Genomic DNA, 13,166 nt, shown 5'->3' on the forward strand with positions numbered 1-13,166 from the left:
CCTTCATGCTAATCTTTCATAAGCTTAGAAAGTAAATCCATTATCTCATCTACTTTCTCCTCTCCACTATTATGAATAAAAGCGTCTTTTACGCAGTGATTAAGATGTTGCTTTAATATAAGCATATTAGCTTTCTTTAAAAGAGACTGCGCTGCGATTATTTGATTGGATATATCCATACAGTATCTTCCATCTTCTATCATTTTAATTATGCCTTCAATTTGACCCTTTGAAGTTTTTAGGGATTGAAGTGCTTTTTTTCTTTCTTCGTTCATTTTATACCTCCTCCCCCCTGGGGGGTGTTATGTAATTATAATACTACTGTTCTAAAAATATTGCAAGTGTATTTTTTGATTTTATTTTTTCATAAAATTAAACTCCCTATACAGCCTTTATAACTATATTACCTAATAATTATGAAGAAATTATAAAGAAAACATCATAAAAGTAGACTATGTTACCTTATAATTAAATAACATAGTCTATTTATCATCTTTTTATTCTAAATTAATTTCTTTAAATATATTTCCATTCAAATCCTTTATTTTAAATACATTTTCTTCTAAAATACCATAGGAATTAGGATTATCCTCTTTTGGAAAAGTGATTGAACCTGGGTTTATTATAAATATATTTTCATTTTTCTCAGCTTTAGGTATATGAGTATGTCCGTAAATAAACACATCCCCATCTCTTAATTTAGGCAGGTTGTTTTCATTGTAAATATGTCCGTGAGTTAGAAACAATCTCTTACCTTCATAAAGTACCATAGAGTATGTTGCCATCATAGGGAACTTAATTACCATTTCATCAACTTCACTATCACAATTTCCTCTAACAGCTATAATTTTATCTGAGAACTCATTAAGTAACTCCGCTACCTCTTTTGGATTGTATTCTATGGGCAATGGATTTCTCGCTCCATGGTACAATTCATCACCTAAGATAACTATATAGTCAGCATTTTCTTCTTGGAATTTCTCTATTGCCTTTTTAGCGTAGTAAATAGATCCATGTATATCTGACACAAAAAAAATCTTCATCTTAAAAAATTCCTCCTTAAAATCTTTTGTTACTAATAGTTTAACATTTTTTCAATTTTAAACTAGGGTAAATTAAGTTTTAACTTATAATGTCCACAATAAAAGACTCGTTACAAAAGTATACGAGTCCATGTTATTAATAGAATTTACTAAAACTAAAGTTTATTAAGAGTCTGCTAACTTTCCCAGTTCATCTGACAAAACAACAAGCTGCTGCAAACTATTGTTTGTTTCCTCAATAGCCAATCTCTGCTGTTCCGTAGTTTCTAATGTAGAATTTGATGATTCAATAGTTTTGTCTAATGATTGATGTATTTTGTTAGTAAGTTCCGATATTGTTAAAACGGTTTCTTTTGAGTTTTGAGATAACTTTCTTATTTCTGTGGCAACTACACTAAACCCTCTGCCTGCATCGCCTGCTCTTGCTGCTTCTATAGCAGCATTTAAACCAAGCATATTAGTTTTATCTGCTATTCGCTTTATGGAATCTAATATTGTATTTATATCCATGGAAATATCCTTAACTAGATTTATCTCTCTGCTTAACATATGCTGGTTATTAGTAACTTCTACAGAAGAACTTGTTAATTCCTCCATCGCAGCTGATATCTGGTTAAAGTTCTCAGAAAGAGTATGTGACATTGATTTAAGCTTGTATTGTTCATATCCAATCTTTGATAGTGCATTTGAAACGATGAATAATACCTCAGCAGCAGCTTTCACATTTTTTTCAGTAGTTATTTTAACTTTTTTAACTGCATTGACATACACATCTGCACTAACTCCTATTTCCCCTGCAGTTTTTATGTATTCCTCTTCTATAGGATTCTCCGTTAAAATTTGCCCGCCTAAGATAGTTCCTATCTGCTTTCCATCAATAAGAATTGGTGCAGCAAAATCAATTAACCCTGCATGACATTTATACACATAAGGCCTTCCTGTTTTTGCAGCCTCCTCTCCACCTCTCCTATGAGATTCAGCACATCTGCTAACCCCTTTATTAGTAGATTGGGTAAAATCCATACAAAAGCTTGTATAAGAGCTTGGCTTAGTTACCGGTTTTCCATTAATATCTACAGTTACACTAGCAATATTCATACTCTCAGCAAAATTATCTTGAAATTTTTGTAGTAAATCAATATCTATAAGATCTTTTATTTGTAGTGTACTTATGTCAAATTTATTAACAACTGTTTCTTTTATCATTTGCATATCCCCCATTATTTAAATATTTCTATAACTTGAAAAATATGTTACTGTAACAATATGGTTGTTGATGCACAAAGTTCTTCTTTTATTGAGTAAATTATAACAGATTTTAATAAATTATTAAATACCTTAGTTGATACTGAGCTATTTCTTATTTGTAATATCCGCTAGGCTCTATAGGCTGTCCACTAGAATTTCTCACTTCAAAATGAAGGTGAGGTCCTGAAGAAACTCCGGTATTACCAGAATGAGAAATTAGTTGTCCTCCTTTTACAGATTGTCCTACACTGACATCCAAAGAAGAATTATGACCATAAACTGTAGTAATATCACCATGATTAATCATAACTACATTGCCATACCCAGACATAGATTGAGCAGCAATTACTACACCATCTTTTAAAGCATATACAGGTGTCCCCATAGGAACTCCTATATCCATACCAGCATGAAGTCTACTATAACCTAATACTGGATGAAATCTCATACCAAAGGGTGAGGTAATTGGATAAGATCCACCAGTTACACTATAAAGCTTTCCATTAGTTTTAACTGATGTGGAGCTAGGACTAGCAGAAGTACCCCTAGATGGATTAGTCTTTGTTCCCTCTGAAGCCCTAGCTTGTTGAATAACCTTAGCAATTTCCTCTGACTCAGATTGCTCCTTAGAAATCATATTTTCATAAAAGCTTTTGTCCTTTTCTAATTTACTAACCAAATTCTTCTTTTCATTAGATTTTCCTTGCAAAACCTTGTATTTTTCATCTGCTTCTGATTTTAAACTCACTATCTTTTTCTTGTTGTCTTCTAATTGAGATTTCTTACTCTCTAAACTCTTTTTATTTTCATCAATATAAGCTAAAAGCCTTTTATCATAATCCATGATTCTCCTAACCATTTCTACCCTATTTAGAAGATCAGAGAAATCACTTGAGTTTAAGATGACATCTACGTATCCTGTACTTCCTGACTTATACATAGCTCTAGCTCTTTCTTTAAATAAGTCTTCTTCTCTGTCAAACTCTTTCTTTTTCTCATCAATTTCTTTTTCTTTTATCTTAATTTGTGAGTTTAAACTTATAATATTCTTATTTAACTCCTGTAATTTTGAGGACACTTGTCCCATTTCTTTATCTAAAGCATTCATTTCCTTTTCTACATCACTTTTGTTACTATTAATGTCTTCAAGTTTGCTCTTCTTTTCCTGAATGGACTGGTTTATTTCATTTAACTTTTTTTGATTTTCTTGTAAATTTGCTGCATAAACTGTTGAAACTAAAGAACTGCTGATTGCTAAACTTATTATAAAAACTATACCCCGTCTCACTCTTATTCCTCTCCTATCTATCTTTGGTTTATCTTGTCTAAAAATCCACTTTTCTATTATAAAAGATAAATATGAAGACTTTATGAATAAATAGATAACTTTTTTAATTTAACTTAATTTTCCATTAAAAGTTTAAATACAATTTTGAACTTATTTTATACTATGAATAATGAGTCTTTCTCTTCTCCTTAAGCTTTTTTAAATTCTATAATAAATTCAGTACCTTCTCCCTCTTCACTTTTAGCACTAATAGAAGCTGAATGTAGTGTGAGGATATCCTTTACTATAGTTAGTCCTATCCCACTTCCCTCAATTCTGTTTCTACTCTTATCTCCTCTATAAAGTCTCTCAAATATAAAAGGCAAATCCTCTTTACTAATTCCAATACCCTTATCTCTTATAGTGACAATTATAGTATTTTTAGCTTCTGTTAAATTGATCCAAATTTCACTTCCATAGTCTGAAAACTTAATAGCATTAGATAAAAGATTAATAAATACTTGTTTTAATTTATCTAAGTCTCCAATTATAGTATAGTCTTTGCCGGCTTTTGCATTATAGTATACACTTATGTTTTTCTCTTTTGACGCAACCAAAAAATCCTCATACACCAAAGCTATTAACTTATCTAAAGAAACTACTTCTTTATTAATAGATACTATTTCTGCTTCAAATTCCTTCAAAGCATCTAAATTGTTCAGTAACTTTCCAAATCTAATAATCTCATCATTTAAAGCTATTAATTGGTCCGTATCCACAGGAAAAATCCCGTCAATCATAGCCTCTAAATTATTTTGAAGAATATTTAGTGGAGTTCTTATCTCATGAGATATATCAGAAACCAATCTTTTTCTTAGTAAGTCCTGCTGGCTGAGCTTTTCTCCTAAAGTATTTATACTCCCCTTAAGTTTTTCAATCTCCAATATGTCTGTATCTACAGTTGCTCTATGATCATAATCACCATTAGATAACCTCACGGATACATTAGACACTTCCTTAATTGGTATTGAAAATTGCCTTGAGGCATAAATACTAATAACGATTATAATAAGAAGACTCAAAAATATACTAGCTACAATACCTTTATTTATGGATAGTTTAAAATTAATGTCTTCTGCAGATAACAAAACTGAAGAATATTGACCTATCTCTACATATCCAACAGTAGTTCCATTATATCTAATAGGAAAATTAGTTGTATTGTAAACTCCCTTATTTACATCTTTATCCAAAACCTTGAAGTGGTCTCTTTCTCTAATATCATTTGGATCCATCATCCACACTAGCTTTTTATCACCATCTAAAAGGGTTATGCAATAATTACTCATAAAGGCTTCATGTTTTAATTCACTTCCAGAATCCTTTGTCCATCTCCTATCCCTCTTATAAACTTCTTCAAAATATTGTACTATTCTATCATTTCTTTTATTTTGGATGTCTAACATATACTTGCTAAATTTATTGCTTATTGTTATATTTACAAAAATAGCCGTTAAAACCGTTGCTAATATAGAACAAACTAGAATTATAATACTTAACTTTCTCCTTATACTATGCATTATCTGTCACCACCAAATTTGTAACCTATTCTAGGGACAGTTAAAATATACTTAGGTTTTTTACTATCCTCCTCAATTTTCTTTCTTATGTTTTTAATATGAACATCTATAGTCCTATCAAATCCTTCAAAATCCATGCCAAAAACCTTGTCAATTAATTGTTCTCTAGTAAATACCTTTCCTTTATTTGCTGCAAGAGCATAAAGAATATCAAACTCATTAGGAGTTAACATAGCTTCTTTTCCCCTAACATTTACAACCCTGCTGTCTTTATAAATTACAAGATTTTCATTATCAAAAGACAAAGTTAGATTATTATTTACCTCTAACCTTCTAAATAAAGCATTAACCCTGGCAACTAATTCCCTTGGACTAAAGGGTTTAATTAAATACTCATCTGCACCTATATTAAGACCTTCTATCCTATCCTCCAAAGCTGACTTAGCGGTAAGCATGAATATGTGTACTCCTGACTTATCTCTTATAACCTTGCATATTTCTTCTCCGCTAATATCTGGCAGCATTAAATCAAGTATTACTAAACTGAATTTATTCAGTTGGAATATTTCTAATCCCTTCATCCCAGTAGCTGCAGTATAAACTCCATACCCTTCCTTTTCCAAATATGCTTTTAATACGTTGCTTACTTTTTCTTCATCTTCTATTATTAGAATATTGTTCATATAGTTCACCTCAACTTAATGTATGTTTTACAGTATTATATCCTATGATTATACACAATTATTATGTAGATTATATGAATAAGATTACTTTTTCACTTTGATATTTAAAAATATCATTAAGAAAGGGAAACGAAAAATTCGTTTCCCTAGTATTTGTCTTAACTTAACACCATCTTCTTCTACCATTGCAGAATACGATAAGGATTAATATGAGTATCCACCACTCTTCTCCTCTTCTTCCACATGAATGTCTTGATGTGCATCTTGACATATAATATCCCTCCTTATAATCTTTAATGTTTGCTCACTTATATATCCAAAGTTTCTCTCTATGTTTATCTCTTGTTCATAGTCACTAGTAACTTATATTAATATAGTATTCTGATCCCCTAATATTGTTACTAATATTTATTTAAAATTTAAAACTAGTCTAAGTTAATTATATAAGTCCCAAAATATTATACTGTGTTATAATAATATAAATATATGAAATTACTTATACTTAATGGAGGAAATTATGGATTATGTTATTAAATTAGGTTATGAAGGAATAAGTTGGTATAGTGTTTGTGAAGTAATAAAAAAAGCTGGATTAGCAACTCACAGCTTGGAAGATACTGAAAGAGCCTTTAAACATAGTTACATTTCAGTATTTATATTTCATAATGACTTATTAATCGGCACAGGAAGAGCGCTTTCTGACGGTGTCTACCAGGCAGCAATATATGATATTGCCGTTTTACCTGAATATCAAAAAAAAGGTATAGGCAAAATAATTATGGACGAGCTTGAAAAAAACCTAATAGGCACTAATATAATATTATATGCAAACCCTTCTGCAGAAAGTTTCTATAAGAAATTGGGATACTCTAAAATGCTTACAGGTATGGCAAAGTTCGTGAACAACGATTCCATGCGCACTAAAGGATTTATCCAGTAGCCTAAATAAAAAAACTGTATCTTAACTATAGTTTCTATAAGATACAGTTTTCTTAATGTACTTTTATTATTCACTTCATAATTCTTATCTTTAATTTACCAGCTTAAATTCGCTGTTAGTAATTTTAAAGTTATTTTTTAAACCACTTGTTATATAAACGTCCTTATTTTTGGTTATAAAAATAACATCAATTCCTGGTATATTTTCAATAAACTCCATTCCGCCCTTTAATCCTTTAGAGAATACAGATGTAGAAAGCGCATCGCCATCTATGGATTTATCACTTATTATAGTAATACCTGCAATTTCATTCTCATAGGGATAGCCAGTAAAAGGGTTTAAAATATGATGATATTTTTTTCCATCCTGTTCTATAAATCTTTCGTATATTCCAGATGTAACTACCGATTTATTGGATACTCCAATAGAGCCAACAATTTGTCCTCTTGAATCAAAGGGGTTTTGAATGCCTATTCTCCAAGGTTCTCCATCTGGTTTATTCCCCATTGCAAGAACATTTCCACCTAAATCTATAACTGCACTCTTTACGCCTTCTTTCTTAAGAACTTCACTAACAGCATCGGCAGTATATCCTTTAGCAATTCCTCCTAGATCTATAATCATTCCTGGTCTTTTTAAAAATATAGACTTATCGTTATCATTTACCTCTAGATCTTTATAGCCTACAAACTTAAGTTTTTCATCTATTTCATTCTTTGTAGGAACCTTAGCTTCTGGCAACCCGATACTCCAAAGTTTTACTATTGGTCCTACGGTTATATCAAAAGTACCTTCTGTCTTTTTCGAATACTCCAACCCTTTTTTTACTATAGTAAAGGTATCATCTTTAACCTTTACCCATTCCTTTCCAGAACCAGCATTTACTCTATCAAGTTCTGTCCCTTCTTTGTTTATGCTAACCTCGCTTTCAATTTGCCTTATTCTATCAAAGGCCTTATTCATTACATCTTCATTCTTCTTATCGTATAGCGAGACTTTAATTATTGTTCCCATAAGAAACTCCGTTTCCGTCATAGGATTATTGGAATTATTAGCAACTTTTGTACACCCAGAAATACTTAAGCTAATCACAATTGCTCCCAACATAATGGATAGTTTTTTGAAGTTAATCATTTTAGTATCTCCTAGTTATGAAAATCGTAATAAAACATAACCTACTCCCTTCCACTTTGACTTTTATATATACGATTTTTACCAAATATCTAAATACTTATAATCATTTTCACTAAAAATACTATAGATATTATAACTATTTTCATCCATAAAGTAAATAAAAGAAAAGACCTTAAGATTAATTAAAACCTAAGGTCTTATTGATAAACTATTATTTAATAGTTACTTTTGATACTGCTGTATCACCCTTCTTAGCGTTGTCCACTAGTTGAGTAGATAACTTCTTAAAGTTATCTGTAGAATGTGTTGCACCAGTAACTGTATCTACTTTAGCTGGATCTTGCTTTGCAACTAAGTCCTCTGATAATTGTTTAGTATATTTAGCTGGACCTGTTTTTACCTTTGCTTCCATGTTTTTATTGTACTCAGCGTCTTCTGACTTAAACTTTCCATCCTTATTAGTGTAATCGAATTTAACAGTAGCAATTTTTCCGCCGTTAACTTCCATTTCAACGAATGGTTTCCATCCTTTATCATCGAAATCTGATGCTTCAGCCTTATATTTTCCGTCCTTTAAAGCATCTGTAGAAGCTTCCTTTTTAGCTCCGCATCCTGCTAATAACCCTGTACTTACAACCGCTGTAATTATTAATGATGATACTAGTTTCTTGTTCATTTGTATCCCCCCATCACATAATCTGTTAATTATCAAACACTTTTTAATGAATCTTTAATGCAATTTAATTATACTATGAAAACCTTGTATTGTGTTAGTGATTTTTCTAATATAACATTGCTTTTACTTATATCAATAAAATGTCATAAAATCCTCCGCACTAGTATTCTCAATGGTTTTAAAGCTTCAAGTTCTCTTAAAGGTATTTATTTATTAGTGAAACCCCTCTGTTAAACATATAGACATATTCTCAATTTAGTTATAATATTTTATTAAGGATTTATTTTATTTGTTATAATTTTATTAAATTTTTAAGAAAATGAGGGGTGATTGCATGTCAACTAATACTAAAATACTGATTTTAGGTGCTGGCTATGGTGGTGTTCATACCGCAAAAAAATTAGCTAAAAAATATAAAAAAGATAACTCAGTGGAAATCACTTTAATCGACAAAAATCCCTTCCATACTTTAATGACAGAACTTCATGAAGTAGCAGGGGGAAGAGTTCATCCTGAATCAGTGCAAATTCAGTTGAGTAAAATATTTAATAGAACAAAGGTTAATTTAGTTACAGACTATATTGAAAAAGTGGACACAGACAATAAATTAGTAACTACAAAACATGGTAAATATAATTACGATTACCTAGTAGTGGGAACTGGTTCAGAGCCAACCTTTTTTGGTGTACCGGGAGTAAAGGAAAATGGATTTACCCTCTGGTCCTTTGAAGATGCAATAAAAATTAGAACTCATATTCAATCCATGTTTAAACAAGCCTCAGTGGAAAGAGACGAAAAGAAGAGGAAGTCACTGCTTACCTTTGTAGTAGCAGGTTCTGGTTTTACCGGAATAGAAATGGCTGGTGAACTTCTTGAGTGGAAAGGTAAATTAGCTAAAGAGCATAATGTAGATGAGAAAGAAGTAAACCTTCTCGTTGTGGAAGCAATGTCTACAATATTAAACATGCTTGATAGACAACAGGCGGACAAAGCAGAAAGATATATGACTAAACATGGAATTCAATTATTAAAGGATTCTCCAATAGTTGAGGTAACTAAAAATAGTGTAAAGTTAAAAAACGGAGAGGAAATTTCTACTGAAACCCTTATTTGGACCTGCGGTATACAGGCTAATCAAGAGGCTGCAGAGTATGATCTTGAAAGAGGACGAGCTGGAAGACTACTTTCAAATGAGTATATGCAGGCAATTGGAAAGGAAGATGTATTTGTAGTAGGTGATATAACTTACTACGAGGAAGAGCCTGGAAAGGGAACTCCTCAAATAGTGGAAGCCGCTATTCAAACTGGTGATGTTATAGCTAAAAACATAGCTGCTTCAATAGATAAGAAAGAAATGACTAGATTCAAGTCAAATTATCATGGTTTCATGGTCTCAATTGGAGGAAAATACTGCGTGGCTAACCTTTCAGGTATAAAATTATCTGGTTTCTTCGCTATGGTAATGAAGCACTTAGTCAACCTTCACTATCTATGGGGAGTAAATGGTATAAATGCTTGCTATCATTACCTAATTCATGAATTTTTCTCAATGGAAGATAAGAGAAGTATAATGAGAGGACATTTGTCTTCAAAAGGAAATAGACTATGGCTTATTCCACTAAGACTATTTATTGGTGTTACATGGCTTCTAGAAGGTTTAAAAAAATTCGTTGGCGAAAGTACCTGGGATAAAGGCGGGCTTTTATCTGTATTTAGCGGTCCAGGCTCCGATAGCTGGGTTACGGCTGGAAATATCAAAATGCCTTTTGAGTGGTTAAAAACAGCTGCAACCTCTGGTGCCTCTGAAGCTGCAACCGCAGCAACACAGGCTGCTACTCCTGAACCAATATTAAGTAGTATGCCTAGTTTTTATAGTGCAATTATGAAACTTATGATACCAAATCCAGATATTGCAATCTGGTTCCAAAGAGTTGTAGTGTTAACAGAAGTATGCATAGGACTTGCTCTTCTTGCAGGATTATTTACTTTCCTAGCTAGTGCTGCTTCTGCCTTTATGGTTGTTAACTTTGTACTTTCAGCAATGGCTGGATGGGATATACTATGGTACTTCTTTGGTGCTATTGCTTTGATGTCTGGAGCTGGAAGAACCTTTGGATTAGACTATTGGGTAATGCCATGGATAAGCAATCTGCTAAGCAATTGGTGGCTTGGAAAGAGAGTTCCTGTTTATAATCAAAAAACTTCTACTAATAGATTTTTAACTTCAGAGGATAACATAAGTGTATAAGCCAAAGAACAATTAAACTTAAATAGGTAGGGTGGTATCCACTCTACCTTATGACTATTTGTAAGTGAACCTACCTACTTTATCCTTATAAACCATTTATATCGTAAGTTGTTTCCTTAGATATACTGTTAAAATTGATATATAGGAGTGATGACATGGACAAGATATGGAATAAATATGAAGATATACAAAAGGAATTAGAAGCTGTTGTTTCCTTTATGGAAAAGAATACTAAATGTAAAGATAAAAAGATAGAAGGTTCCATTAAAGAGCTAATTCACTCCGGTGGAAAGATGCTGAGGCCTGCTTTTGTCATTATCTCATCTCATTTTGGTAATTATGATGCTGAAAAAACTAGATCCCTAGCCTCTGTAATCGAACTACTTCATATGGCTACCTTAGTTCATGATGATGTTGTAGATGATGCTAAACTTAGACGTGGCCAGGAAACTGTCCAATCAAAGTATGGAAAAGACTATGCTGTATATATAGGAGATTTTCTTTTCTGTGTATGCTTTAAAATTTTAGCTTCCTCAGCAACTCTTCAAAGTATAAAAATAGATAGTAATTCCATGTCTAGAATTTGCTTAGGAGAAATAGATCAATTAAATTCAAGATTTAATAGTAATCTCTCGGTAAAAAGTTATTTAAATAGAATTTCTGGTAAAACTGCTGAGCTTCTTTCATTGTCACTATATACTGGTGCTGCTGAGAGCGGGTGTAGCGATGGCCTTTGTAAACAATTCTGGAAAATAGGGCATAATATTGGCATGGCCTTTCAAATTATAGATGATATTCTAGACTATGTAGGTAGTAATAATGTTGTAGGTAAGGCTGTTGGGAAAGATATAAAACAGGGCATATTCACAGTACCATTTATTTATGCTGCGAATAAGAACAGAAGAGCCTTTGAACCTTATTTTCACAAAGAAGTCTTCTCCGAGGAAGATGTAAGAAAAATTATAGAATTAGTAAATAATAATGGTGGTATTACTAGCTCTAGAGAACTTGCAGATAAATATACAAAAAAAGCTTTCAATTTAATAAACCGTCTCCCTGAAAATAGACACAAGATAATCTTAAAAGAAATTACAGAAATGCTTCTAAAGAGAACTTATTAAATATATGTATAAAGTATAAAAGAACTGCTATCAAGTTTTATTATATCGAATAAAATTGATAGCAGTTCCTTTTATTTAAATAGGCTTTTAGCCTGCTTTTTAAAATCATCTATTAAACTTTTTAAGTGCTTATAGGTTTCATGTTTAAAGGAAAGAAAAACTTCATAATTAAATGAAGCACCCTTTATTTTAATCTCTTTCATAAGACCACTACTAATATCTTTTTCAACAGAAATCTTAGGAAGAAGACTTATAGTTGGAGCTCCATATACTGAATTTTTCCCAATATCTATAGAGTTAGCTGTAAATACAATATTAAGGTCATCAATGTCATACCCCTGTGATGCAAGAGCCAAATGAAGCAATCTTTTGATATCTGGTCCATCCTTTAACAAAATAAAGGAGTATTTAAAAATGTCCTCAAAAGAAAGAGGGCCTTTAAGGTCAATTTCTGGGTTTGTTACAAAAACCAGTTCATCACTTCCAACTTTTAAGCTTACTATATCCTCCCGTTCAGCAGCTTCATACGTTAAAATAATATCTGCGAAATCATTATCCAATTCTGACTCAATACTGTTACCAATCATACTGGTTAATTTAAAAGAATAATTTTTATACTTATCTTTTAAGTTAATTATTGCTTTAAGCATTACTGAGTTTATAGAAGAGGATGGTGAGGATATGGCAAAGGTACTGTCTTTATTTCGTTTTATAATTGATATGTCATCTATTATTCTTTCATAAGCCTTAATTATAGTCTTAACATGTTTAAGTATAAGTTGCCCCTCTTTTGTAAGCTCAACACCTTTATTACTTCTCTCTAAAAGCTGAACTCCAAGTTCTTCCTCAAGCCTTAAAAGCTGCTGACTAAGTGCCGATTGAGATATATGTGAAAGTAATGCCACCTTAGATATACTTCTCAGTGTGGCCACATCGTAAAAGTTCTTTAGAGATTGAATATTCATAGCATCCTCCTAAGTAAGCATATTACTATTATGATAGAATACTTTCATGCTTTTTTCAATAAATAGTTAACAACTTTAATCTTAATATTCTAGTTTGGTATCCACTAAAGTTGTTAAATGAACATACTAAACTATATATAAATATATAAAATAAAAAGCACTGAGTTAATACTCAGTGCTTTGGCTGGGATAGCAGGATTTGAACCTACGAATGCCAGAGTCAAAGTCTGGTGCCTTACCGCTTGGCGATATCCCAATATA

Annotated in this window: 12 protein-coding genes and 1 tRNA gene; 3 read left to right on the forward strand and 10 right to left on the reverse strand. The window is 31.7% G+C overall.

Annotation, left to right across the window (positions count from 1 at the left end; all coding sequences use genetic code 11):
• Positions 1-8 precede the first annotated feature (8 nt).
• From N4T77_RS18615 to N4T77_RS18645, 6 genes are all read right to left on the reverse strand, one after another.
• The gene (locus N4T77_RS18615) at positions 9-275 is read right to left on the reverse strand and encodes a metal-sensing transcriptional repressor (protein WP_261673369.1); all 267 of its coding nucleotides are present in this window, start codon (positions 273-275) and stop codon (positions 9-11) included.
• Positions 276-497: 222 nt separating this feature from the next.
• Positions 498-1,043 (reverse strand): phosphodiesterase, encoded by a 546-nt coding sequence (gene yfcE / locus N4T77_RS18620; protein WP_261673370.1) that lies wholly within the window; start codon positions 1,041-1,043, stop codon positions 498-500.
• Between the two features lie 165 nt (positions 1,044-1,208).
• Complete coding sequence (locus N4T77_RS20230; RefSeq protein ID WP_315903183.1) at positions 1,209-2,249, reverse strand: PocR ligand-binding domain-containing protein; 1,041 nt, start codon at positions 2,247-2,249, stop codon at positions 1,209-1,211.
• Positions 2,250-2,403: 154 nt separating this feature from the next.
• Entirely contained in the window at positions 2,404-3,579 is a 1,176-nt protein-coding gene (locus tag N4T77_RS18635; protein ID WP_261673371.1) for a murein hydrolase activator EnvC, read from the reverse strand.
• A 188-nt stretch (positions 3,580-3,767) separates the two neighbouring features.
• Complete coding sequence (locus N4T77_RS18640; protein ID WP_261673372.1) at positions 3,768-5,138, reverse strand: ATP-binding protein; 1,371 nt, start codon at positions 5,136-5,138, stop codon at positions 3,768-3,770.
• Positions 5,138-5,821, reverse strand: a complete 684-nt coding sequence (locus tag N4T77_RS18645) for a response regulator transcription factor (RefSeq protein ID WP_261673373.1) — start codon at positions 5,819-5,821, stop codon at positions 5,138-5,140. Before N4T77_RS18645 ends, N4T77_RS18640 begins: the two co-directional genes overlap by 1 nt.
• Positions 5,822-6,338: 517 nt before the next feature.
• Between N4T77_RS18645 and N4T77_RS18650 the strand changes: the two genes are divergently transcribed.
• Positions 6,339-6,761: a GNAT family N-acetyltransferase gene (locus N4T77_RS18650; protein WP_261673374.1), complete on the forward strand. Its 423-nt coding sequence runs from the start codon at positions 6,339-6,341 to the stop codon at positions 6,759-6,761.
• A 90-nt stretch (positions 6,762-6,851) separates the two neighbouring features.
• Here the strand turns inward: N4T77_RS18650 and N4T77_RS18655 are convergent, their stop codons facing one another.
• Positions 6,852-7,895 carry an FAD:protein FMN transferase gene (locus N4T77_RS18655; RefSeq protein ID WP_261673375.1) on the reverse strand — a complete coding sequence of 348 codons (1,044 nt, stop codon included), beginning with the start codon at positions 7,893-7,895 and terminating at the stop codon, positions 6,852-6,854.
• A 211-nt stretch (positions 7,896-8,106) separates the two neighbouring features.
• Complete coding sequence (locus tag N4T77_RS18660) at positions 8,107-8,571, reverse strand: FMN-binding protein (RefSeq protein ID WP_261673376.1); 465 nt, start codon at positions 8,569-8,571, stop codon at positions 8,107-8,109.
• A gap of 334 nt (positions 8,572-8,905) precedes the next feature.
• On the opposite strand from N4T77_RS18660, the gene N4T77_RS18665 reads away from it, so the two are divergent.
• Together N4T77_RS18665 and N4T77_RS18670 are read left to right on the forward strand one after the other, a co-directional pair.
• Complete coding sequence (locus tag N4T77_RS18665) at positions 8,906-10,819, forward strand: FAD-dependent oxidoreductase (RefSeq protein WP_261673377.1); 1,914 nt, start codon at positions 8,906-8,908, stop codon at positions 10,817-10,819.
• 155 nt (positions 10,820-10,974) lie between these two features.
• Positions 10,975-11,940 (forward strand): polyprenyl synthetase family protein, encoded by a 966-nt coding sequence (locus tag N4T77_RS18670; protein WP_261673378.1) that lies wholly within the window; start codon positions 10,975-10,977, stop codon positions 11,938-11,940.
• Between the two features lie 71 nt (positions 11,941-12,011).
• Here N4T77_RS18670 and N4T77_RS18675 read toward each other — a convergent pair whose 3' ends face one another.
• Positions 12,012-12,905: a LysR family transcriptional regulator gene (locus N4T77_RS18675; RefSeq protein WP_261673379.1), complete on the reverse strand. Its 894-nt coding sequence runs from the start codon at positions 12,903-12,905 to the stop codon at positions 12,012-12,014.
• Positions 12,906-13,086: 181 nt separating this feature from the next.
• Positions 13,087-13,161, reverse strand: a tRNA-Gln gene (locus N4T77_RS18680).
• Positions 13,162-13,166: the final 5 nt, after the last annotated feature.

It is taken from the genome of Clostridium sp. CX1 (genome assembly GCF_025398335.1).
Lineage (GTDB): Bacteria > Bacillota > Clostridia > Clostridiales > Clostridiaceae > Clostridium_AM > Clostridium_AM tanneri.